This window comes from Chryseobacterium sp. TB1-D10, from assembly GCF_059803555.1.
In genome coordinates this window covers 268,810-292,987 of record NZ_JAPFHB010000006.1, presented here as the reverse complement: position 1 = coordinate 292,987, position 24,178 = coordinate 268,810, and the positions used below count along the sequence as shown (strand labels likewise).

The window sequence follows — 24,178 nt, the reverse complement described above, 5'->3', positions numbered from 1 at the left end:
GTCATCAATTCGGGCAGACATTATGAAAAAAACTACCAAAATAATTTGGTTTGTCCATAGAAATCAAGTCGGGCTGCAGATTCAGCATAAAAGAAACTTCAGCATAAAAACACAGTTTTGTCATTCCGTAGGAAACCTAATAAGATGTTCGACGAAGTCAATAACAAACTAAATATTTAATCTTTGCTGAGTGAAACGCCTTTGCGAACTTAAAAATATATTCAATAAAAAAGAAAAAAATCTTTGCGGACTTTGCGTTAAAACAAAGAAAAACAATATGAAAAAAATATCCTCAGTAATGGGAAACAGAAGGTTCAGTTATTTCATCATCCTCACATTTATTGCGGGTTCTCTCCTGTTGATAGCGGTTCAAATCAATTCGGCTAAAAATACTAAAGAGCTCATCCAAAATAACAACCAACTTCTGAACGAATTGCGTTCGAGCAATCATTTGCGTGAAATCGACCGCGATATTCTCGGCGTTGAAAGCAGAATCAGAGCTTCTATTGCAACCAACGACACCACTCATCTTGAAGGAATCGACCAGAAAATCAGCCAGATAGAAAACTTCCTCGATTCACTTTCCAAAGACAATTCAGACGACGTAGAAGAAAAGCTGATTCACAGACTGAGCGTTCTTGCGATGGAAAAGAAAACGACGAAGGATAAATTACTGCTTCGTTACCACACCCTCGGAAATATGGACGATAAGACTTCCATTGCCAACCCGAGAGCCAGAAAAATTTCAAACGAAATAACTTCCATCACTGCAAAAATCTACGAAAGCCGAAAACTTCATATGGTTGACCTCAGCAAAGAGACCGAGGAGATGGGACAAAAAGCGAGATTGTATGATATTTCCCTATTGATTCTTTTGATTTTAAGCGGTTCCATTGTCGGTTATCACATTCTTCGTCAGTTCAAACGTCAGAGATTGTTGATTCAGGAATTGGATGTTGCGGAGAAAAAAGCATCGGTTGCCGCGCAGACCAAAGAAAATTTCCTCGCCAATATGAGCCACGAAATTAGAACGCCTTTGAGCGGAATTTTAGGCTTTACCAACCTTTTGCAGAAAAGACCTTTGGATGAAACCTCTAAAGAATTTGTCTCGTCCATTCAGCGTTCGGGAGAAAATCTGATGGCAATTGTTAATGATATTCTCGATTTATCAAAAATCGAAGCCGGTATGATGCGTATTACCAAAGGTATATTCAGCATCAGTGGATTAGCGAATTCTGTCGAAACATTTTTTATGGAACGCGCCAAAGAAAAAGGATTGACTATTTCCAGCAAAATCGATACTTCGATTCCAGATACTTTGAATGGCGACGCCACGAGACTGACTCAGATTCTTGTCAACCTCATCGGAAATGCAATAAAATTTACGCATCAAGGAAACATTACTATCGAAATTTATAATAAACAACAAATCGAAAATGAAGTCGTTGTAGGCTTTAAAGTTTCTGATACGGGAATCGGAATTGATAAAGAAAAACTCATTGAAGTCTTTGAAAGATTCAATCAGGGAGAAGATTCGACGACCCGAAATTACGGAGGAACCGGCCTTGGTTTATCGATTGTGAAAAGCCTGATTCAATTGCAGAACGGCGATATCGAAGTAATAAGCGAACAGGGAAAAGGCACGACTTTTCATTTTTACATTCCTTATACAATTGCAAAAGAACAGCTGAATGTGATTCCTAAAATTGATACAGATTATTTTAAAGATAAAACAAATGCGCCTTTGCGAGTGTTAATCGTGGATGACAATGCTATCAATCAAAGTCTGATGAAGCATCTTCTCTCACAATGGAACATCGATTTTGAAACCGCAAACAATGGTCTGGAAGCAGTCGAATTTCTCAGAAACAACGACTATGATTTGGTTTTAATGGACATCCAAATGCCACAAATGGACGGTTACGTTGCCACGCAGACAATCCGTGAAGAACTTAAACTGAACACGCCAATCATCGCAATGACCGCACACGCTTTGGCTGGTGAACGCGAAAGATGTATGAGCCGTGGAATGAACGAATACATTTCTAAACCTATTACAGAGGAAGAGTTATTCAAATTAATCTCCAATTTCGGATTAAAAGAAAACGAAAAAACCGAAGTAAAAACTAAGGAAACCGTTTATAATTACGAGTTCATCGACCTTAGTTATTTGAAGTCCATCAGTAATGAAGACAAGGGTTTTGAAAGAACCGTGACACAGCAGTTTTTAGATAATATCCCGACTCATTTGCAGGAACTGAAACTGGCTTATGAAAATAAAGATTTTAAATTACTGAAATTGAGAGCCCACGATTTGAAATCGAGTGTTGCAATAATGGGTTTACTTTCTCTATTAGAGAAAAACTTAGATATTTTAGAATTAACAACCGAAGAAAATCCGGCATCAAAAACAGCTTTGGAAGAGGTAAAAGATATTTTGCTGAAATCTTTTTCCGAAGCTAAATTATTTATGCAAACCATCGATAATTAAATAAATTAAAAAACAATTTCATTATGGAAACTCAAGGCGCATCGGTGGTCATCACGCACCACGTTCTCGACGGCAAACAAACCGAATACGAAAAATGGCTCGAGGAAATTCTGCCCGTTTCCAAAAGTGCCAAAGGTTTTATCGACTGGCAAATCGTGCGCCCGATTCCGAATCTGACGTTTGTTTACACTGTCATCATTCGCTTTGATACGATTGAGAATCTCAGAAACTGGATGGAATCTGATACCAGAAGAAAATTGATTGACAAAGCCCATCCATTATTCACAAAAGAAGATAATTACGAAATCAAATCTGGTCTGGATTTTCTCTTTTATGGAGAAAAAGAAAACAAAGTTCCGGTTCGCTGGAAACAATATCTGGCAACCTGGTCTGCCATCTATCCTTTATCATTGCTGATGCAATTGCTGTTATTGCCCTCATTGAGATTAATAAATATCTCACCCAATCGCTATTTTGACACGTTGGTCAGTACAGGCTGTCTGGTTTTCCTGGTGATTTACGTGGTGATGCCGAATTATACGAAGTTGATTAGGAAGTGGCTTTATAAATAATTTGAATTAATGTAATTTAAACGAAAAAATCACTGCATTTTACAGTGATTTTTTCGTTTATAATAAAGATAATTTTCACGTTTTGTCATTCCGTAGGAATCTCAACGCAGAATTTAAAATAATAATTTAGATTCCTACGGAATGACAAACTTGATGCATATTAAAGTCATTATTATTTCTTTCCATTCATTAATAAATTTCAACACCCATTCAACGACAGTTTCCGCCTGTTCATCGAACACCAATTGATTTTGAAATTTGTTGAATGTAGCTTTACACCATCAAATTAACAGATACAAACAATTTAAAATTCTAAACATTATGGAGATTATTCAAACACCAGAAAACGCATTGTCTCACTCTACCGTTACAGCGATTATCAATGCCCCAATCGAAAAAGTAAATATCGCAGATTGGTTATTAAATCTTCCCGATGCAGAATATCAGAGATGCTCTACGCAGCACATCGGAGCCGCCATTTCTACCACGTATGATGGCGAACCGGTTTCTTTAAACGTCGAAACCATCGGAGATGCTTTGATGGTTCAGCATTATGTTGCCGTTGAACACCGTCCGGATTACTGCAGAATGTTATCCATCTCAGATTCCATTACCAAAGGCGGCCGTACCAAAGTTCAGGTTTTATGGGAATTAAAAGCCACAAAAATCGATGATAACACAACATTGTACACCAACGAAATCCACGCCACTGCAACTCCTGAAATGTTCGAATATCTGAAAGAACACAACGTGAATCTCGCTGATGCAGCCGCTTCCAGACAAGCCGCTTCCGACGCACACAACCACGAAGAAACGCCCAACTTTGCAAAAAGTATCGAAAACAAAGCGTTGACCGGAAAATACAATCAACCTTTCTAATTCAAAAAACATAATGGGCGTATCTCGGTACGCTCATTTCATTTTAAAGTTATGGAAACACTTTTCAAAAAACTATTAGGAAGCTGGACTTTGGTAGAACTCATCGAAGTTCCTGTTAACAGCGGAGAAATTACCCATCCAATGGGTGAGAATCCGAAAGGACTGATTATGTATAATCCTGACGGTTATATGTCGGGACAAATTATGGATATGCACCGTGAAAACTTTCATCAGGAACATTGGACCAATGCCACGCCGGAAGAATATACACAGGAAGGCTCAACATATCTTGCGTATTCGGAACCGTTCAAAACGGACGATGAAAAACAGTTGGTGAGTCACACAATGTACATTTCACTTTTCCCCAACTGGACAGGGCAAACGCAGAATAGAATCGTTATCTTTAAAGATGGTTTTCTGCATCTAGAAAGTGAGAAACCATTCACCAGCAATTCACGATTGGTGACTCATCAATTGACCTGGAAGAGAGTTTGAAAGAATCTGATATTAAAATTAAAAAAATGAAAGCAATCGTTATTACAAAACCTGGAGGTCCTGATGTATTGGAACTACAGGAATACCCTACTCCCAAAATATCCGGAGAAGAAGTCTTAATCGAAGTGAAAGCCGCAGGAATCAACCGTCCTGATATTTTTCAGAGAGAAGGAAATTATCCAGCACCTGCTGGTGTTGTTGCAGAAATTCCAGGATTAGAAGTCGCCGGAACCATTGTAAAATGCGGCCCTGATGTCGTAGATTTTACCGTTGGCGACAAAGTTTGTGCACTTTTAGCAGGTGGCGGTTACGCAGAATATGTCGCTGTGAGAGAAGGTCAATGTTTACCCATTCCTGCAGATTTAAGTTTTGCTGAGGCGGCAAGCTTACCGGAAACAATCTTTACCGTTTGGTCTAATGTTTTTCAGAGAGGAAATCTTCAACCGGGAGAAACCCTTTTGCTCCACGGCGGAAACAGCGGTATTGGAATTACAGGCATTCAGATTGCCCAGGCATTGGGTTCAACCGTCATTGTAACAGTCGGTTCTGACGAAAAAGGTCAGAAATGTCTTGAACTCGGCGCAGATTCTTATATTAATTATAAGACCCAGAATTTTGAAACTGAATTACAAAACGAAGGTGTCGATGTCATTCTGGATATGATTGGCGGTGATTATCTTGCTAAAAACATCAACATTCTGAAACCTGAAGGCAGATTGGTTCACATCAATGCGGTCAGTGGCAGTCGTGTTGATTTGGATATCTGGAAAGTAATGACCAAGCGCCTGACCGTTACAGGAAGTACTTTGAGAAGCCGTGAATATGAGTTCAAAAAACAATTGGCCAAAGAAATCCAAAAGAATGTCTGGCCTATGATTGAATCTAAGCAGTTCAAACCCGTCATATTCAAAACATTTCCTTTCTCAGAAGCTGCGGAAGCTCACCGATTGCTTGAGGACGGTTCACATACAGGAAAGATTATTCTTGTGAGATAAAGTGATAGTTTAATAATAATCTAAATCGAATTTTAATCCTTCTCAATTCAACTTGTGAAGGATTTTTATTGTTAAAAATCAACATCATTAGGAGTTTTTCAATTAATAAAATTCGAATTGCAAGTCTTTTTATCTCTCATCTATTTTCTTTACCCTAAACACATCAACTACTCCTTTCAAATTCCCACCGACTCATTTTGCCCATTCACCGAAAAGCACTTCAAAACCCCTTGATTCCGAGCTAGCTTTACAGTAGAAATAAAGACAAACTATCATTCATCACAAAAACTTATCATTATGAATACTGCATCATTAAGTTTCAAATACGAATTAGAGAAAAAAGAACCTAGAACCAACGACGGTGGAACTACAAGAGGTGCTTCTGTAAAAGATTTCCCAGCATCTATCGGCATTGCGGGTGTATCTATGAGACTGCAACCAGGAAGTATGAGAGAATTACACTGGCACGCCAACGCCGCAGAATGGGCTTACGTCATTTCAGGAACGGTTCGTACCACGATTATTCATCCTGATGGACATAGCTATACAGACAATTTTGAGCCGGGCGATGTTTGGTATTTTCCAAAAGGTTATGGCCACTCTATTCAAGCGACAGGAACGGAAGAATGTCATTTCATTTTGATTTTTGATAATGGTAATTTTTCAGAAGACCATACGTTCAGCGTGACTGATTTTGTTTCATCAGTTCCACCTGAAATTGTCGCTCAGAATTTAAATTTAACTTTAGAAGAAGTAGCCGCTTTACCTCAAAAAGAAGCGTATTTCGCAGCAGGAATTGTTCCGGATGAGATGTCTTTCATTGCTGAAGCTCGCCCAAATGAATCTGATATCGAATTGACGAGCTTCCACCGTTATCCTTTGCATTCCCAACAGCCGAGAATCGTTCCCGGTGGAGGTTTACAAAGATTGGTTACAAGTAAAGAATTTCCAATCAGCAGTACAATGTCCGGTTCTATTTTGGAATTGCAACCCGGCGCTTTGAGAGAAATGCACTGGCATCCCAATGCGGACGAATGGCAATATTTTATTTCAGGACAGGCAGAAATGTCGGTTTTCTTGGCAGAATCCATTTGTGTTACAGAGCAGTTCAGTGCAGGAGATGTGGGTTACGTGCCAATGGGAGCCGGACATTACATCAAAAATACAGGCGATACGGTTTGTAGAATTCTGATTGGCTTCAACAGCGGAAAATATGAATCGATTGATTTGAGCGAATGGCTTGCCGGAAATCCGAAAGATGTTGTGGTAACGAACTTTGGTTTGAAAGAAGGTGAAATTGAAAAATTCCCGACTGAGAAAGTTTTCATTCAGCCTGAGAAATAAGATTAGAATTAAATCTCTCTAAATAATGGATAATTCTGTCATCAAAACAAACACTTTCGTCTCACCTGATTCGATTAAGATGCAAGAGAGATTGGCTATATTTTTAGCTTTGATTGCTGGATATATTGATGCTATAGGACTGATTCAATGGAAAACCTACGTCTCTTTTATGAGTGGAAATACCACTTCATTGGGAGCAGCCATTTCAACTGGTAAATCTGAAATCATCATTACATCAATTACAGTCATTAGTTGTTTTCTGTTAGGAATTTACGCCGGAACCTGTCTTTCATTATGGAAGAGAATTAAGAACCAAATATTAACTTTTCATCTTGTTTCCGGAATTCTCATTTTCTATTCAATTATTGCTTATTTTTATGATATCAATAATTTGTTATCCATTGCAATTGTCGGATTTTCAATGGGAATGATGAATACGATTGTAACTTCTGTAGGAAACCAAAAGGTAAATACAGATTTTGTGACAGGAACTTTGAACAGTCTGGCAAGGAACACCGCAATGCTGACGATGACCGATGATAAAATAGAAAAAGAAGAGTATAAATCCAACGCTGTTCATCTTTTGCTTTTGTGGATAGGGTTTTTGTCCGGTGCGTTTATCGCTCCTTTCCTACTCGATTATTTTGGAAAATGGATTTTGATGATTCCTGCATTATTACTGATGATTTGCGGAATACTGATTTCAAGAATTAACGCTAAAAACTAATATTATGTTACAAAAAAACGATGTTGCCCCAGATTTTACATTGTACGCAACGCCAGACCAGAAAATTACGTTATCAGAATTCAAAGGAAAGAATGTCATCCTCGCTTTTTATCCCGCCGACTGGAGTCCGGTTTGCAGCGACCAGATGGCTTTGTACAATGAAACTTTGAAGTTTTTCAAGAAATACGATGCAGAGATTTTCGGAATTTCTGTGGACAGCAAATGGTGTCATCTCGCATTTTCTCAATCAAGAAATTTACATTTTCCTTTACTCGCAGATTTTGAAGCGAAAGGAGAAATTGCTAAAAAATATGGTGTTTATGACGAGGAAGAAGGTGAATGTAAAAGAGCACTTTTCGTCATCAACAAAGATGGCATTATCGAATGGAGTTATCTGTCGCCAACGGCCATCAATCCAGGAGCAGACGGAATTTTAGACGCTTTAGAAACCCTTAACACAAAATAAATTATGTCACTAAAACCAGCTGTCAGCAACGCTGACCACGCACAAGGCAACTTAGAAGCCGACCTCGTTATTGTAGAATACGGAGATTATCAATGTCCATATTGTGGCGCCGCTTATCCGGTTCTGAAAGAATTAATGAAAGAATTTGGGAGTCAAATCAAATTTGTTTTCAGAAACTTTCCATTATCAGAAATGCACCAATATGCAAGACCGGCGGCCATTGCAGCAGAAGCAGCCAACCTACAAGGGAAATTCTGGGAAATGCACGATGCTATTTATGAAAATCAGAGAGATTTGAATGAAAACTTACTGATGAAGTTGGCAGAACAATTAAAACTGAACATTCCTCAATTTGAAAAGGATTTGGAAAGTACTGGACTGGCAGAAAAGGTTGATTCAGATTTTGAAAGCGGGATTATGAGCGGCGTGAACGGAACACCTTCTTTCTTCGTGAATGGGAAGAAATTTGATGGCGGTGCGGAAGATTTGATTGAACTTTTGAGGGAGAATACTGAGAGTTAAGCCACAAAAACTTTTAACACTTAAGTAAATATAAGTTTCTAGCATATTGCAAATAGTAACACTTAAGCTGATGCTGAAATCAAGTCGTGTTCTATGCTGAATCTGCAGCCCGACTTGAGTGGAGCTCTTTTTTGTCATTGCGATTGCTGAATAGTTCAACTAATTGCTTCACGTCATTCGCAATGACAAAAAAAGCGGGAACGGAAGGCGGATAAAGCTGCCCAAAATAAAATATAATAAGAACGACGATTTTAACTTAGGTTAAGATGCAATGGATTCTATCGGACTACATTTGCTAAAGAATTAAGACAACAAAATATTAAATAAATTTATTACAAACCTTTAAAAAATTAAATTATGAGCACACTAAAATTAAAAGACGGAACAGAGATTTTTTACAAAGACCAAGGCGAAGGACCAGTTTTGATGTTTCACCACGGATGGCCATTATCATCAGACGACTGGGATGCACAGGTGATTTTCTTCCTGCAAATAGGTTACAGAGTGGTAACGCACGACAGAAGAGGTCACGGCCGTTCTAGCCAAAACATTTACAATCACACAATTGAACAATATGCTTCTGATGCAGCTGAATTGGTAGAATTTCTTGACCTGAAGGATGTGGTTCACATTGGTCACTCAACTGGTGGTGGCGAAGTCATCCGTTATGTGAATAAATATGCGAATGGAAGAGCGAAAAAAGCGGTTTTAATCAGCGCAGTTCCGCCAATTATGGTAGCGAGTGACAGCAATCCTGATGGTGTTCCGATGTCTGTTTTTGATGGCATCAGAGATCAGACTCTAAACAACAGACAACAATTTTACATCGATTTGACTTTCCCTTTCTACGGCTACAACAGAGAAGGTGCAGATGTGAAAGAAGGCGTACAGAGAAACTGGTGGAGACAAGGAATGATGGGCGGAATCGTAGCTCATTACGATGGAATTAAAGCGTTTTCTGAGACTGATTTTACGGAAGATTTGAAAAATGTTGATATTCCGGTTTTGGTGCTTCACGGTGAAGATGATCAAATCGTTCCTTACCAAAATGCGGCTTTGAAATCTATTAAATTATTGAAAAACGGAACAATAAAAACGTATCCTGGTTTCCCTCACGGAATGCCGACTACGCAAGCTCCGACTATTAATAAAGATCTTTTGGAGTTTATTGAGGCGTAACTTCAAAAATTGAGATATAAAAAAAGGATGAACTGTTTGTTCATCCTTTTTTATGTAATATAGAATATAGATTTTTTAATCATAAATCAAATTTAGTGTGAATATGCTGATCTGTTTTGATAAACATTCATTGCTGCAATTCTATTATTATTTTTGTTGTAAACAATTTCGACGGAAAAAGATGAAATCTCGTATAGAACAAACTTCAACTCATCCTTGATCGTTTCGTGCATCAGATGACCTTGATTTAAAACAATGTCACACTGGGATTGATTTGGTAGATTTTTAAAATCGTAGTAGGAAATGTTCATAGTGGTTAGTTTTAAAATGTTAATTGTTAAGCACATAATGAACTACACAATTTCTTTGCCAATTTTTATATAACATTACCCAACCGTGAAATTAATTTCAACAAAATGGAGAAAAACAAAATTCTTCAGAAAAATTAAATGGAAACTGTCTGGTGATGTGTGATTTTGTTGATGACAGGATTGGCGTACATAGACAAGAAACTTTCTTTTAAAGCTTTATTGGATACATCAATACGCATTTCCAAACGTCTTTCAAAAAGCTGTTTTTCTGCATCCGTGTATTGGTCTGCATATCGACTGGTTTCATACAGCAAGTCATAAGCTATAAAATTGGTAGGCCAAAGTTTGTAATTTTCCAGAACAAAATGATCTATGATTTGTGCAATAGCCTGTAGCTGTTTGTTTTTATTATCAGATTGATTTTCGATATTATCCAGCTCATTATCAAGAACTTTCCCAGCGTGTAGGTGGATGCGTTTTTTTTGCCCAAGAACACCACTCAGCATTGTATTGAAATCCTCATTATCATCTTTTACATAGATTTCGTTTCTTGACTTTGCCATGAGTTGTGGCATTTTCAGAGAGTCTGTAGGATCATATTCGTAAGAAATAGATAGCGGAACTATTCTGAGACTTTTAAAAAACTCCGTCAAGGATTGATCTCCGGCCGTCATTGCAAGCATTTTCAAAACACCTTGCTGTGTAGCATCATTTCCATCTTTGGTACGACCTTCTCGTTGAGCCATCCATACAGATCGGTTTTCTTTGGTTAACAAAGTAGAGATATATTCAGATAAGATCTTTGAACTATTGAGTTGTTCACGGATTGAAACGCCTCTTTGAACCAAAAAATTACGGTTCAACTTTGCTAAGATGTGAAGGAAAGGTTTTTTTACCAAATTATCTCCGATGGCTGATGATGTCATTATGAAACCACCGTTTAACAAAGCCAAATTCAACAGAGAAGTATCCAAAACAATATCTCTATGATTGGAAATGAAAAGATACGACTGATTTTTATCTAATTGATCAAATCCCGAAGTCGTTAAACCTTCAGAACTTCTTTCCAAAATCTGAAGAACAGTCTGAGAAATAAATCGACTTTGAAAATCATTGATAGAATTTACATTTTTGAATTCATTAAGCCAGAAATCCTCGTCCTTATTAGGAAATGTAAAACTCATCAAAGCCTTCATCATTGGGTGTTTGGCCACATTTTGAAGCGCATCATAGACTTCCTCATCATAAAACGGTCTTATATCATCAAACTTCGACATATCTCTATTTAAATTAACAATTTGCAAAACAACGAAAAATTATTGAACCCACATTATGAATCGTTGTCATTGAATTTTTCGAATTGATTTCAAATCCCGAGCCATTATTAAATAATTAATAATAACCCTTTATCAGATAATAATTATATTTGTATAACTTTTATATTCCTTAATGAATTTTCCTGACCTTATCCGGCCTGAGCAGCTGCTAAGTATACTTTTCAAGTCTCCAAACGCGACAGCAGTATATTCTGGCGAGGATATTACAATTATAAGTGCGAATGAGGCGATGCTGAACTTCTGGGGAAAAGACAGAAAAGTTGTAGGCAAGAACTTCAATGATGCTCTTCCAGAATTATATGGGCAACCATTTGTTAATATTTTAAAAGAAGTCTGGCGTTCTGGTGAGACTTATCTCGCAAAAGATTATCCGGCAATTATAGAAGTAGATGGCATCCTGCAGAATTATTATTTTGATTTTGAATATAAGGCCATACTGGATGAAAACGGAAAAACCAGCTATATTCTGCACACTGCTTCCGAAGTTTCTGAAAAGATGGCGGCAAAAATTCTTGTAAATGAAAAAGCAAAAGCAGAGGAAAAACTGACTAAGGATCTGGGAGAACTTAATGAAGAATATCAGATAACCAATGAAGAGCTTTTATCTATCAACAACAAACTGGAAAAAGCTAACCGTGATCTTCTGAGATTCAAGAATCAGATGGAGAGCCTCAATCATATTCTGGTAGAAAGTGAAAACCGTTTCAGATCGCTCGTAGAACATTCTCCGGTAGCAATGGCATCACTCAAAGGAGTTGACTTCGAGATAGATGTGGTGAATGATGCTATTTTGGAAATATGGGGGAAAGACAGATCTATTCTTGGTCTGCCTTTACATCTTGCTCTTCATGAAATAAAGGATCAGGATTTCTTGACTATTTTAAAAGAAGTTTATCATTCCGGAAAGACTTATTATGGAAAAGAGCATAAAGCTTTATTATCTGTCAATGGTAATTCTGTAGAGCGTTATCTCAATTTTGTTTATAAGCCGATAAGTAATTCTGATGGGAAAAGTACAGCCATTCTGATCGTAGCTACAGATGTCACAGAGCAGGTAAATACCCGCGAATCTTTAAGCGAAATCAATACTCGTCTGGAGATTGCTTTGGATGCGAGCAGTCTGGGTTCTACGGAGGTGCATATTGCTACAGGAGTTATGCAGAGTACGGATCAGTTCAAACGTAATTTTGGTTTTTCTCCGGAGGAAGATTTTAAATATTCAGACTTATTTGATGCAATGCTGCCCGAGCATCACGAAAGGGTAAGAGGTTTGGTAAGAGAGGCTATGAGAACCAACGGCATCTACAAAACCGAATATCCTATCAAATGGCGAGACGGATCCATCCATTGGATTCAGGCTCACGGACGTCCAAGATATGATGAAAATGGAAATGCCGACCGGATGGTGGGAATGACTGCCGATATTACAGAAAAGAAATTATTTGATCAGCGCAAAGATGATTTACTGAGTATTGCAAGCCACGAACTTAAAACACCACTAACAATTTTAAAAGCTTCCATCCAACTACTGGATCGGTTAAAACATAAACCATTTTCTGAAACACATAGCAAGCTGCTGGATCAATCTGCGAAAAGTGTAGACACAATGGTTTCCCTCATCGATGAACTCCTTAATATGAGAAGAATGAACGAGGATCAGCTGAAGCTGGACAAAACTAAGTTTAATCTTTTTGAAATGCTTTCCAGAAGCTGCAGTCACGTAAGAATGGAAGGCAAATATCAATTAATCATTACCGGAGACAGAAATGTAGAGGTCTACGCGGATGAAAACAGAATTGACCAGGTGGTAATTAATTTCGTAAACAACGCTGTAAAATACGCCTCAGATTCCAATGAAATCCACATCAACATAGAAACTTTGAACAATGAAGTGAAAGTTTCTATTAAAGATTTCGGAGAAGGGATTGATGGAAAGATTCTTCCGCAGCTTTTTGACCGGTATTTCCGTGCAGACCATTCCGGAAAAACGTATTCCGGACTTGGATTAGGACTTTATATTTGCGCAGAAATCATCAAAAAACACGATGGTCAGATTGGAGCCGAAAGTACTATGGGAGAAGGAAGTACATTCTGGTTTATACTTCCTTTGTAACTTTCTAAGAATTAATTTAGAAAGGATAACCAATCGCAATATTTAAAATCAGATTATCTTTTCGCCAGGCAGAATCTCCAAATTTAACTCTGTCCAAAACCCATCTATCTCCTTTTTCATAATATGGCACTCTGAGTGGCATCGCAAGATCCAGTCTCAAAACCAGAATCGAAAAATCCAATCTCAAACCAACTCCCGCACCAACGGCCAATTCGCTAAGAAACTCCTTCGAAAATTTTCCACCTGGTCTTACAAGTTGTCCGTCAGTATCAAATTCATCGTTGATGAGCCAGATATTTCCGGCATCTACAAATGCTGCAACATTCAAAAATTTATAAAGGTTTGCCCGGTATTCTGCATTCAGTTCTAATTTGACATCACCAGCCTGATCAAATACAAATCCATCTTTTTGTGTTCTAGGATCGTAACTTCCGGGTCCTAAAGTTCTCGCCCGAAAAGCTCTGACGCTATTGCTTCCACCCACAAAAAACTGTCTTGAAAAAGGCATAAACTGAGAATTACCATAAGGAACTGCTACACCTGCAATTGCCCGGGAAGCAAATGATGTTTTCTCACCAAATTTATGATAGAATCGGAAATCGTTTTCCATCTTAATATATTGGCTAAATGGAATTCCGAAAATATTTTTCACGTCGCCTTCTTTTGCATTTGCTCCGCTAATAAGTCCAGTTAAATTTCCCGCTAAATCTAACATTCCACGATAATAAATGGTGTTTGTTTTTGGCGAAGTTGTATTTGTATAAGTATAAGTGTAGGTTGGTCCAAAAATCAATTGTTGGTCTGTCGCTCTTTTAAGATATTGATTATTTGCAGTTTGATCAAGGAATTTCTGTGTGACATTTGCTGGATCAATTAATGAAATATCAATCACCTTTAGCTCATGCTCTTTTCTCACATTTTCTTTCCAGGCATAGCCAAATGATGCATTGAAGGTATTCAAAGTATATAAAGTTGTCCGGTTTTGGAACTCATATCCAATCTGCATATTGGTTCTTGGCACAAAAGCGCTGGACGAATTGAAACGAAATGGCGCTACAATTCGGGGAATTGATAATTGCGCATTGGCTCCTACTCTAATGATATTTTCTGCATCTGCAGGCCCGCCGATCTGGACATCAAAAGCGCCATAAACTGCAGCTTTGAACTGTTCTGCGCCTCGGAAAAAATTACGATGCGTCCAGTTTAAGTTTAATTCACTTCCTGCGTAATTGGCGGAGTTCGTTCTTCCCAAAGCTTCCAAACGCAAGGATTGAATTTGCCTTGGAGTCAACATATAATAAGTATCAAACTTATGATTTAAAGAATCTGAAACTACAAATTCATTCTTTACAAATTTGAAAACGCCTAAACTGATCAATCGGCTTAAAGTCAAATTGTGATCTTTTCTGTTATAAACATCGCCGGTTTTGAAATACAAAGCACGATCAAAAATTTTCGGTTTGAATTTGTGTTCAGGATCTATCACATAAATATCTTGGTGGGCATATTTTGCCAAAGAATCTGCATTCATCGGGACACTATATTTGCCCTCTTTTACATCTCGGATGTTGTAATTGGGGAAAACCACCACTTTATCTATAGAAAATTGCTGTGTCGCAAGATCTGGAGTCTGATCCTTCAGTTTGACATTCAGTTCAACTTTGTGAGTTTTTGCAACCGTACTGTCGGCTTGAACAATAATATTATCCGGATGGAAGTAATAGAAACCTTTCTCTTTCAATCCATTATCTATTCTTTCTCTCTCAGCTTTAATGACGTCCAGATCAAAAGGATTTCCAATTTTCAGCAAAGATTTATTTTTCAAATTCTGAATTTCTCTATTTACCAAAGTCGAATCTTCCTGAAACTTGACCTGACTAATTAGATACTGATTTCCCGGTCTTAAAGTATAAATTACCTGCGCCTTTTTATTTTTAGAGATCGTATCGTAAGTTGCTTTTGCGTTGAAATAGCCTTTGTTTTCTGAATAATTTACGATAATATCTTTGTTAAATTCCTTATCAACATCGCCAAGCAAAACAGGCTCTTCACCAAATTTATATTTCAGCCAGTAGTTGAAGCCCTTCTCTTTTTTCGGTTCTTTTGCAATATTGTAAGCGTAAAGTTTCGGTCTTAATCCAAGAAAGCTTGAGTTTGGTTTTGGTGTAAGACTCTCCTCAAGTTCAGACTTCAAAGCTTTCTTTTCCTTTTTCGGAATGCTGTCATTTTCGATTTTCACTTCAGCACCTGTATAGAGCATCTGCCCTTCTTTTAGAAATTTGGTATTACTACAAGACGAAATAATTGCCAAAAATGACAATGCAATGACTGGTCTAAAATGTACTGGAAATCGGTTCATCATTATTTAAAATCTACTACTTGGTTATTATCTTTTACTTTCTTTCTTTTGTCTCTCCTTGATTTTTGGAAGATTTCACGGAATTTATCATAGTCCAAAGTGATGATGAATCCAACACCTGTTTCCACAATCTGACCTTGCAAAGCCACCTGATATTCGTTTTTACGGTAAGCTCTCAGCATATATCGTCCATCTTTGGAAAGGCTGTAATCTACAGTCACATCGCCTGCAATATTGGTTGTATTTTCATTTTGACGTGCTTCGCCTTCCAGTCCAAAGTTGCTTCCAACAGAGACTTTCAATCTATCATTCAATAGTTTTTTGCTCAACCCAACATTAAGATCTGTTCTTGTATTTTGGGTTCCTGTGGAATAATCTTCCGTGGATTCCAGATCGAAATTAAGGTCAACACCTTTTATTAAGTCGGAAGCCAGATTATTCAATTGTTGTGATAAAATTTTGCTTACACTTTGCCTTGCTAAAGTTTCCGTAGAAAGTCCTGCGCTGTTTTCAAAAGGATTTTCACCAATGAAACGATTGAGTAAAAGCAAAGCGAAAACCTGCTTGTTCATCTCATTTTCATCTTCTCTTAATTGAGATAATTTCTGATCTACAATATCTGTCACATTAGACGAAACTGCATTATTTTTATCCGCTGTCGTAATATCAAAACTAATGCTTGGCTTCAACAATTCACCTTTCATTTTCAGCAAAGTATTGAATTCCATTCTTTGTTTGAATTGATTCAGTGTTGCCGGCGTTTCTCCGCTGATTTGCTGCTCCACGAGATCTAGCGGCGCGGCCTGTGTTTTGTAAACAGCTGTAATATCGAGTGTTGCGGCAGTGGGCTCGCCAGTCCAGGTAATTGTACTACCCTTTTGGATTTCGAATTTACGTTTCAAAAGACTTACGGTCATATCATAACTTCCCTGCTCCACTTCGTAAACGCCGACCAAAGTGGTTTTTCCGGAAGGATCAATTCCCCCAGTCAATTCAGCTTCGCCCTGAAGTTTTACAAAATCTCCATTGGCTTTATCAATCACGACAGACATTTTCGCTTCTTTGCTTACCTCAATATTCACGCTTACATCCATTCCTTTGATTTTATTTTTGGCAGCCAAAGAATCTGCAACGATGGTTTTGTTAAGAGCAATCTGGTCTTGATCAATGAATTCCACAATGCCGTCTCTTTCCTGTAACGACGGACTCGACTGCGGCAAAACAAACGTAAAATCTGTATCATCAGAAACCGCCAATCTTCCGTCTACTTTTGGTAAGTCAAGATTTCCGCGAACTTTCAAAGCAGCATCAATAGACAAGATTCCGTACATCATCGCATCATTCGATTTTTCTGAATTCACAACTTTGAAATCTTTCGCATTAACGTCTAAATTAAATGCAAAATCCCTGTAAGTCTGCGTCAGAACCTGACCATCAATTTTAAGTGAATTTCCGTCCTTGTCATTAATTTTGAAATCATCAAACTCAATTCCTCTGTTCGTGAACGAGATTTTGTCATTGATATTTCTGAAATCACTTCCGGTTTGTGCGATCATCATCCCGACATTATTCATTTTCACATCGCCCAGAATTTTTGGTTCGGTCGCAGTTCCTGTAATCTTCAGATCGCCGGAAAGATAACCTTCCGTATTCGTAATTGCATTCATTGTAAAGCCTTGCAAAGTTTTCATCTGAAGCTGATTCATTGCCAGATTCAGGTCAAAACTACTTGCTGCAGTGTTGTAATTTCCTGTAATCTTCACATCATTTTCGTTTCCGGAAAGTGCGATATCTGCATTAATAATATCAGCGGAAGTATTATTTGCTTTGATTGTAAGATTCCCAACAGGACTTCCATACACAAACAGATCGGTAATATTAAGATCCGAAGTGAAGGTCATTTTTTTATTTAAATCTCTTAATTGAGCCGTTCCGTTGATTGTTCCTTTTGCAAGAAGCGAATCTTTCTTGACAATCTCAGTCAGTGTTTCAATTTTAAAATCTTTCAAAGTCACATTGAGCGGACTGTGTGGCGAACTATTTTCCGATTGAACTAAAATTTCACTCCCCGCATTTGTTAACCTGAAATTATCAGCGAAAATTCCCTGACTTCCGATTTGAATTTTGTTACCTCCAGCAACCGCCCAATCATTATAGTTTAATTTTAAACCATCTGGATTCAAGGAGATTTCGGTAATATCATTCATCGATTTCGCATTTCCTGAGATCAGGAATTGTGTCGCATCTTTTTCATCTTTCGTTGTGATGTTATAATTGATGATATTATTGGCAACATCACCGTTGATATTGACTTTATTTAAAGCAAAACTTTCACTTTTTAATGAAGTAACATCCAGATTATATTGCAAAGCCTGATTTTCGTTCGTGATTTTAATATTCGTATTTTCAAGCGAATTGGTACCATACAAAACCTGCGGAATTTTTGCGTCCAATTCTATTTTCTGAGAATCTGCATTATAATTTCCTGTGATATTAATAGTTTCAAAGCTTTTCAAATCCGGAACAAACTTTCTTATTAAATCATCATTTTTGATAGTTGCATTCAGATTAAAAAACTGACCGGCATCAATCTTAGCCACTTTCCCAGGTTTTTGGAATTGATAATATTGATTCATCGTTTGCGACAAAGCGCCGAAGATCTGGGTCAGTTTGTATTTTCCGTTCAGTTCCACATCTGCAATCTGAGAATTAAATTTAATCTGCGTAGAATCCGTTGTAGAAACTGCCAACAAATTCACTTCCTGGATCGGATAAACTTCTTTTGTATCAGAAATGGCGAAGTTTTTAAGATTCAAATAGCCGTTCAGATTATCAGGATCAAGACTTTTGAAATCGCCGTCAATTGCGCCTGCCAAGATCATTGGCGAACTATAGAAACCTAATTTATTGAGATCTAATTTATTGATTGTTCCATTGACTTTTATTGTCGGATTCTTTTCGTTATAAATTCCGGAAGCTGTCAGCTGAAGATTTGCGTTCGGATCTTTGGAATTAAGAACGATATTGTAAACTCCACGGTTGATCTTGCCTACCAGATTCATATTTTGATAACGGTAACCTTTGTAAGTTGCCGATTGCACGTTTCCTACAAGATTGGCATTTGCATTTTTAAAGTCAAAACTTTCACCTTTTGCAGAAATCTGAGCGGTAATTGCACCTAAATCTTTATTCTGAATAATTTTTCCAATCTGTAGATTCTGTAAGTTAGCTTTCACGTCATACAACTCTCGGTTTTTTCTTCGCATATCAACTTGCGCCTTGATTCCGGCATTTCCAAGTGTTGAATACAAACTTAGATTTGTATTGACAACTTTTGTTGTTCCTTTCGCAAAACCTTTGATGCTAAAGTGTGAAGGCAAAGAAATATTGGACGGAATCGTGCCTTTTGGAACCAAATTGAAAATCGTGCTTCCTGATGAAGCCAATTCGCCGATCTTCAAATCGTAATACAAATTGTCAGGATTCATCGCATTTCGGATTCTTCCCGAGGCATTAACACGCAATTGATCAAGACCTGAAACTTTCAGTTCGTTGATCAGAAGGTCATTTACCAAACCTTTAACATTGGCATTGACGGAAAGAATTGCATTTGGATATTTGTTGAACGGCGCAGTATTTCTGAGCGTTGGAACCAAGTTCAAAATATCAGAAAATCCGATTTTTGAATTTTTAATATTTGCAGAGATCTTGACTGCGCCAGGATTTGCCGATAATTGCTCGATGGAGTTATAATTAAGGACAACCTCATCTCTTAAAATCGTTTTGGAAGTTTGAAGATAAAGGTCTTTCAGATAAGCTTCTTTGTCCGAGTAAACAAAATCAGTATTGAATTTCTGAATATCCAAACCTCGCGCTTCCTGAATTTCCGCAGATTTTACACTTCCTGCAAAACCATTGTTTTCCATTTTGAAATCACGAACGTCGACATTTAGTTTTCTAAAATTAAGATGGTTGAAATCCATTCCACTTCTTGTCGGAGCGACTGCTGTATTGTTGTAAGCAACTTTTACATCTTCGAAAATCAATTTTCCGAGAAGAACTTTCATTGCTTTTTCTTTAGTTGCATTTTTAGAAACTTCAGGCATTTTTTCGTTTTTTGGATTGGCGTTGGAAGCTGGAAGAAATAAGTTGGCGTTGATGTTTGCGCCTGTCAGATAAACATTTCCAACGTCGTAAGCATTATTTTGAAGATCTAGATTGTTAACTTTCGTACTTAATTCTTTAAACAAAACTTTCGCAAAAGTCTTCGAGTTGTCGTCGCCATAATCGATGTTAAAATTAGTCAATTTAATTCCGCTCAAGCCCAGCTGCATTGGTTTTTTCTGATTAAGGGAATCAACTTTTTCTTCTACATTTTTCGAAACCTCTTCTATCAGATCCTGTTTCAATTTCAACTTCAAACCGTCAAGATTGATATCATTGACCGCATATTTGTTATTTTGAAGGTCGAAAGTTTTTACTCGAGTATCAAATGAATTGAAATAAACTTTTATATCATTCTTTGATTGCTGATCGTTGAACGTAATACCAATATCTTTGAGATTAATTTTGTCAAGAGAAATGATAAAAGGTTTGGATGGTCTTTCTTCTTTTTCCGAAGTTGCAAACGCCTCCATAATGTAATCAAAATTGAATTTACCCTGAGGATCACGGACAACATTCGCACGAACACCTTCCAGATCTATTGAGGTCAGATCAGCTTTTGACTTAATTAATTGCCACATATCCAATCCGACATCAAATTTTCTCACGGCCAAAAGCGTATCCACTTTTTGACCTTTCAAATAAAGATTTTCGATAATAACGCTATTAGGAAAACCTATGTAAATCTTTTCCAGACTTACTTTCGTTTTGATTTTACCTTCGAGATAAGTGATTGCTTTATCTTTAATAAAATTCTGAACAAAAGGCAGTCGCAGACTGAATATCAGTATAATAAAAAAAACCAGTATGGAAATAATGGTTATGAGAACACGTCGAATTAGCTTTCGTCTGTTGATTTTTAGTTTCAAATGATCAGGGTTATAAAAAAGTTATAGCAAATACCATACTATAAAGAATTATCTTTAAAAATAATTTAACTTATAATAATTGATTACAATTTACAAATAATATTACTTGTAAGGGATTTTGCATATTTTTACAAAGAAGATCAATATAAGAAATCATGAGAACAAGCATTTTAGCACTCGGTTTTGTATTAAGCTCAGTATTATATTTTGGGCAATTTAAAGATACATTGGCAGAAAAAATATTGGTGTATCAATTACCAATCGGAGCTTGGGGAAAACATCTTGTAGGCGGCACTACTGTAAATTATGAAATACCAATTGATAAAAATTTATTAAAGAAAATAAAATCCACCGGCGATGATCACGCTACAATTGACAACAATGCGACGACCAAAGAAATAAATATTTTGGTAAAAGCTTACAAAAACACGAAGAATCCAGGCTATCTTTCAGCTGCTGAAAAAGGAATAAAATATCTCCTGACAATGCAATACGAGAATGGCGGTTTTCCACAATATTATCCAAACAAAGCGATTTACAGAAAGCAAATCACTTATAATGATAATGCAATGATCAATGCTTTGACGGTTCTTTATAATATATCTGAAGGCAAAAATGATTTTGATGCCGTCAATTCTGAATTAAAAGTAAAATCAAAAACTGCATTCAAAAATGGAATCGATTGTATCTTGAAAAATCAGGTTTTACAAAACGGAATTCCTACGATTTGGGCAGATCAATATGATGAGATTACACTTCAACCTGCAAAAGCCAGAGCTTTCGAACCAGTTTCATTAGCAACTGGAGAGTCTGTGGGAATTGTAAGATTTCTTATGATGCAGCCTATTACACCTGAAATTGAAAAATCAATAAGAAGTGCTGTAAAATGGTTCAAAGCAAATAAGATTGAAGGTTATAGTTATAAAGTGACAAAGGAAAATAAAAAAACAATTCGCGTTTTAGCTGAAGAAAAAGGTTCTGTCATTTGGGCAAGATTTTATGATCTTAGTATAAATAAACCAATTTTCGGAGACCGGGATGGCAGTGTGAAATCAAATTATAACGAAATCTCTGAAGAACGGCGCAACGGATACAGCTGGTACATTGATTTTGCGGGAAAATTACTTGATAAAGATTATCCTAAATGGCTGACTTCAAACCATCTTTCTGAATAAATGTTATTATAACTTAATGTTAAAAAAAGAAATTTTTTTGGTAGTTAATAAGTTTTAGTTGTAGTTTTGCTAACGCTGTTAGAAAAATAAAATAATGGGCTTACACGAACGTCGTCAAAGAGAAAAGGAATCTATCCGTGCAAATATTTTGCAGGAGGCTTTCAATTTGGCTAAAACAGAGGGTTGGGCTTCACTTTCTATCCGTAAAATTGCAGATGCGATTGAATACAGTGCTCCGGTAGTTTACGATTATTTCGAAAACAAAGAAGCTATTTTGTACGAAATTTCATTGAATGGTTTCCATCAATTACACATCGAATTACTGAAAGCTCAGAAGAAACACGATGCGCCGGAAGATCAATTAACTGCTATTGTAGATGCTTATTGGAAATTTGCTTTTAAGAATAAAGAATATTACCAGCTTATGTTTGGTCTGGGAATGCAGTGCAGCGGAAAAGGAATGATGAAGGAAGAATTTTCCTCATTTCAGGATATGCTTTATGAATGTACTTTAGAAATTATCAATAAAAAAGGATCGAATCCGGACAACGCCTGCCACTCTTCTCACGCTTTGTTTTCAGCCGTTCACGGTTTGATTTCAATAATGATGATGAGAAATGCAGATATCCCTTCTACAATGAATAAAACTACGCTGGACGAAACTGTTTCGGCTTTTATAAAATCATTGTGATTTTTTTTGACTTTATAATTAACACCGTTAGGAAAATTAACATTAAATTAATTTTAGAACTAAATTAATTTTAACAATTATAAAAGTCATTTTTTTCATAAAACATTAACAGCGTTAGCTATACTAACGTTTTTAAATAAAATTTAAACTCAATTATTAAATCAAATATTATGGAAACTAAAATCTAAACACCGCCGAATGTTATATTTTTTTGAACAAATCATTAACACTGTTAGGAAAAATATCTACAAAATTAATAAGAACATATCTAACTTAATCTAAAATTCAAACATCAAAATGAAAACTATTACTAAAATAAAATTTATCGTACTTCTATCGAGTATCATACTTTTACAAAACTGCACAAAAGCAGCAGAAGGTGCAGGCGCACCGCCACCAGCTCCGGAATTGCCTGTCTATACTGTAATCACTTCTAATACTTCCACTTTTCAGGAATTCCCAACCGCTTTGGAAGGGAAAAATAATGTGGAAATCAGATCTCAGGTTGATGGATATCTGGACAAAATTTATGTGGAAGAAGGTGCATTCGTAAGAGCGGGACAGCCTTTATTTAAAATAGATTCCAGATCTTATGGCGAACAGGTGAATATGGCAAGTGCTAATTTACAAGCCGCAAACGCCAACATTCAGAAAATGAAAGTTGAAGTTGACAGACTTACGACTTTGGTTGCTGAAAAAGTAGTTTCTGACGTCCAGCTGAAAACTGCAAAAGCAAATTACGCAGTCGCAGTTGCAACAGCAGCTCAGGCAAAAGCTTCTTTGAGCGGTTCCAGAATCACTAATGGTTTTACAACTATTACAGCTCCTGTCAGCGGTTATCTTGGCAGAATTCCTTACAAAAAAGGAAGTTTAATCTCCAGAACCGACGCTACTCCACTGGCTTTCGTATCAGACATCAGCGAAATCTACGCTTATTTCTCAATCAGTGAAATCGATTTCATTGCATTTCAAAAGAAATATGTCGGTGCAACGCTGGAAGAAAAAATGAGAAATATGCCTCTGGTAGATTTGGTGATTGCTGATAACACAACCTATTCTGAGAAAGGAAAAATGAAAATGATTGACGGTCAATTTGATAAAAGTACAGGCGCAATAACTGTTCGTGCGACTTTCCCGAATCCAAACGGAACTTTGAGAAGCGGAAATACAGGAAAGGTAAGAATGCCTCAATTATTGTCAAATGCTGTTGTGATTCCGCAAGAATCTACTTTCGAAATTCAGGATAAAACTTACGTTTACGTTCTTGGAAAAGACAAAACAGTAACCAGCAAACCAATTACAATTTCAGGAAAAACTGAAAATTACTATTTCATTTCCGAAGGACTTAAAAAAGGTGATCAGATCGTATATACAGGTTTGGGCAGCTTAAAAGACGGCGCATCAATCAAACCGAAAATGATCTCTTCTGACAGCTTATTAACAGCAACGCCTTTGTAATTCAAATATTAACAGAAGACTAAAACTATAC

Annotated in this window: 18 protein-coding genes; 14 read left to right on the top strand and 4 right to left on the bottom strand. The window is 36.9% G+C overall.

The features are described from left to right. The first annotated feature begins 277 nt into the window (after positions 1–277). The 10 genes from OPU68_RS10425 (at position 278) to OPU68_RS10380 (ending at position 9,670) form a co-directional block, all read left to right on the top strand. Positions 278–2,491 (top strand): hybrid sensor histidine kinase/response regulator, encoded by a 2,214-nt coding sequence (locus OPU68_RS10425; protein WP_498473919.1) that lies wholly within the window; start codon positions 278–280, stop codon positions 2,489–2,491. Positions 2,492–2,514: 23 nt separating this feature from the next. Beyond that, complete coding sequence (locus OPU68_RS10420; protein WP_498473918.1) at positions 2,515–3,063, top strand: antibiotic biosynthesis monooxygenase; 549 nt, start codon at positions 2,515–2,517, stop codon at positions 3,061–3,063. Positions 3,064–3,384: 321 nt separating this feature from the next. Further along, complete coding sequence (locus tag OPU68_RS10415) at positions 3,385–3,942, top strand: hypothetical protein (protein WP_034974811.1); 558 nt, start codon at positions 3,385–3,387, stop codon at positions 3,940–3,942. Positions 3,943–3,993: 51 nt separating this feature from the next. Then, complete coding sequence (locus tag OPU68_RS10410; RefSeq protein ID WP_498473917.1) at positions 3,994–4,437, top strand: lipocalin-like domain-containing protein; 444 nt, start codon at positions 3,994–3,996, stop codon at positions 4,435–4,437. Positions 4,438–4,463: 26 nt separating this feature from the next. Next, complete coding sequence (locus OPU68_RS10405; RefSeq protein WP_498473916.1) at positions 4,464–5,432, top strand: NAD(P)H-quinone oxidoreductase; 969 nt, start codon at positions 4,464–4,466, stop codon at positions 5,430–5,432. A gap of 297 nt (positions 5,433–5,729) precedes the next feature. After that, positions 5,730–6,776, top strand: coding sequence for a cupin domain-containing protein (locus tag OPU68_RS10400; RefSeq protein WP_498473915.1), 1,047 nt, complete (start codon positions 5,730–5,732; stop codon positions 6,774–6,776). 25 nt (positions 6,777–6,801) lie between these two features. Continuing rightward, the gene (locus OPU68_RS10395; RefSeq protein WP_498473914.1) at positions 6,802–7,503 is read left to right on the top strand and encodes a YoaK family protein; all 702 of its coding nucleotides are present in this window, start codon (positions 6,802–6,804) and stop codon (positions 7,501–7,503) included. A gap of 4 nt (positions 7,504–7,507) precedes the next feature. Further along, a complete protein-coding gene (locus OPU68_RS10390) occupies positions 7,508–7,969 on the top strand; it encodes a redoxin domain-containing protein (protein WP_498473913.1) in 462 nt (153 codons plus the stop codon). 3 nt (positions 7,970–7,972) lie between these two features. After that, positions 7,973–8,491, top strand: coding sequence for a DsbA family protein (locus OPU68_RS10385; RefSeq protein WP_498473912.1), 519 nt, complete (start codon positions 7,973–7,975; stop codon positions 8,489–8,491). Between the two features lie 357 nt (positions 8,492–8,848). Continuing rightward, entirely contained in the window at positions 8,849–9,670 is an 822-nt protein-coding gene (locus OPU68_RS10380) for an alpha/beta fold hydrolase (RefSeq protein WP_498473911.1), read from the top strand. 92 nt (positions 9,671–9,762) lie between these two features. Here OPU68_RS10380 and OPU68_RS10375 read toward each other — a convergent pair whose 3' ends face one another. Then, positions 9,763–9,981, bottom strand: coding sequence for a hypothetical protein (locus OPU68_RS10375; protein ID WP_498473910.1), 219 nt, complete (start codon positions 9,979–9,981; stop codon positions 9,763–9,765). Positions 9,982–10,115: 134 nt separating this feature from the next. Beyond that, positions 10,116–11,258: a 1-acyl-sn-glycerol-3-phosphate acyltransferase gene (locus tag OPU68_RS10370; protein WP_498473909.1), complete on the bottom strand. Its 1,143-nt coding sequence runs from the start codon at positions 11,256–11,258 to the stop codon at positions 10,116–10,118. A 172-nt stretch (positions 11,259–11,430) separates the two neighbouring features. On the opposite strand from OPU68_RS10370, the gene OPU68_RS10365 reads away from it, so the two are divergent. After that, the gene (locus tag OPU68_RS10365) at positions 11,431–13,431 is read left to right on the top strand and encodes a PAS domain-containing sensor histidine kinase (protein WP_498473908.1); all 2,001 of its coding nucleotides are present in this window, start codon (positions 11,431–11,433) and stop codon (positions 13,429–13,431) included. Between the two features lie 16 nt (positions 13,432–13,447). Here OPU68_RS10365 and tamL read toward each other — a convergent pair whose 3' ends face one another. Together tamL and OPU68_RS10355 are read right to left on the bottom strand one after the other, a co-directional pair. Then, complete coding sequence (gene tamL, locus OPU68_RS10360) at positions 13,448–15,790, bottom strand: translocation and assembly module lipoprotein TamL (RefSeq protein ID WP_498473923.1); 2,343 nt, start codon at positions 15,788–15,790, stop codon at positions 13,448–13,450. 2 nt (positions 15,791–15,792) lie between these two features. After that, positions 15,793–20,823, bottom strand: coding sequence for a translocation/assembly module TamB domain-containing protein (locus OPU68_RS10355; RefSeq protein ID WP_498473907.1), 5,031 nt, complete (start codon positions 20,821–20,823; stop codon positions 15,793–15,795). Positions 20,824–20,978: 155 nt separating this feature from the next. Between OPU68_RS10355 and pelA the strand changes: the two genes are divergently transcribed. The 3 genes from pelA to OPU68_RS10340 all read left to right on the top strand — a co-directional run bounded on the left by pelA (position 20,979) and on the right by OPU68_RS10340 (position 24,147). Further along, a complete protein-coding gene (gene pelA, locus OPU68_RS10350; RefSeq protein ID WP_498473906.1) occupies positions 20,979–21,998 on the top strand; it encodes a pectate lyase in 1,020 nt (339 codons plus the stop codon). A 94-nt stretch (positions 21,999–22,092) separates the two neighbouring features. After that, positions 22,093–22,689: a TetR/AcrR family transcriptional regulator gene (locus tag OPU68_RS10345; RefSeq protein WP_232704937.1), complete on the top strand. Its 597-nt coding sequence runs from the start codon at positions 22,093–22,095 to the stop codon at positions 22,687–22,689. Positions 22,690–22,986: 297 nt separating this feature from the next. Then, a complete protein-coding gene (locus tag OPU68_RS10340; protein ID WP_498473905.1) occupies positions 22,987–24,147 on the top strand; it encodes an efflux RND transporter periplasmic adaptor subunit in 1,161 nt (386 codons plus the stop codon). The last annotated feature ends 31 nt before the right edge of the window (positions 24,148–24,178 follow it).

Excerpts from the sequence above, each read along its gene's own strand:
- OPU68_RS10425 (WP_498473919.1), top strand. The coding sequence starts at position 278 with ATGAAAAAAATATCCTCAGTAATGGGAAACAGAAGGTTCAGTTATTTC.
- OPU68_RS10420 (WP_498473918.1), top strand. The coding sequence starts at position 2,515 with ATGGAAACTCAAGGCGCATCGGTGGTCATCACGCACCACGTTCTCGAC.
- OPU68_RS10415 (WP_034974811.1), top strand. The coding sequence starts at position 3,385 with ATGGAGATTATTCAAACACCAGAAAACGCATTGTCTCACTCTACCGTT.
- OPU68_RS10410 (WP_498473917.1), top strand. The coding sequence starts at position 3,994 with ATGGAAACACTTTTCAAAAAACTATTAGGAAGCTGGACTTTGGTAGAA.
- OPU68_RS10405 (WP_498473916.1), top strand. The coding sequence starts at position 4,464 with ATGAAAGCAATCGTTATTACAAAACCTGGAGGTCCTGATGTATTGGAA.
- OPU68_RS10400 (WP_498473915.1), top strand. The coding sequence starts at position 5,730 with ATGAATACTGCATCATTAAGTTTCAAATACGAATTAGAGAAAAAAGAA.
- OPU68_RS10395 (WP_498473914.1), top strand. The coding sequence starts at position 6,802 with ATGGATAATTCTGTCATCAAAACAAACACTTTCGTCTCACCTGATTCG.
- OPU68_RS10390 (WP_498473913.1), top strand. The coding sequence starts at position 7,508 with ATGTTACAAAAAAACGATGTTGCCCCAGATTTTACATTGTACGCAACG.
- OPU68_RS10385 (WP_498473912.1), top strand. The coding sequence starts at position 7,973 with ATGTCACTAAAACCAGCTGTCAGCAACGCTGACCACGCACAAGGCAAC.
- OPU68_RS10380 (WP_498473911.1), top strand. The coding sequence starts at position 8,849 with ATGAGCACACTAAAATTAAAAGACGGAACAGAGATTTTTTACAAAGAC.
- OPU68_RS10375 (WP_498473910.1), bottom strand. The coding sequence starts at position 9,981 with ATGAACATTTCCTACTACGATTTTAAAAATCTACCAAATCAATCCCAG.
- OPU68_RS10370 (WP_498473909.1), bottom strand. The coding sequence starts at position 11,258 with ATGTCGAAGTTTGATGATATAAGACCGTTTTATGATGAGGAAGTCTAT.
- OPU68_RS10365 (WP_498473908.1), top strand. The coding sequence starts at position 11,431 with ATGAATTTTCCTGACCTTATCCGGCCTGAGCAGCTGCTAAGTATACTT.
- tamL (WP_498473923.1), bottom strand. The coding sequence starts at position 15,790 with ATGAACCGATTTCCAGTACATTTTAGACCAGTCATTGCATTGTCATTT.
- pelA (WP_498473906.1), top strand. The coding sequence starts at position 20,979 with ATGAGAACAAGCATTTTAGCACTCGGTTTTGTATTAAGCTCAGTATTA.
- OPU68_RS10345 (WP_232704937.1), top strand. The coding sequence starts at position 22,093 with ATGGGCTTACACGAACGTCGTCAAAGAGAAAAGGAATCTATCCGTGCA.
- OPU68_RS10340 (WP_498473905.1), top strand. The coding sequence starts at position 22,987 with ATGAAAACTATTACTAAAATAAAATTTATCGTACTTCTATCGAGTATC.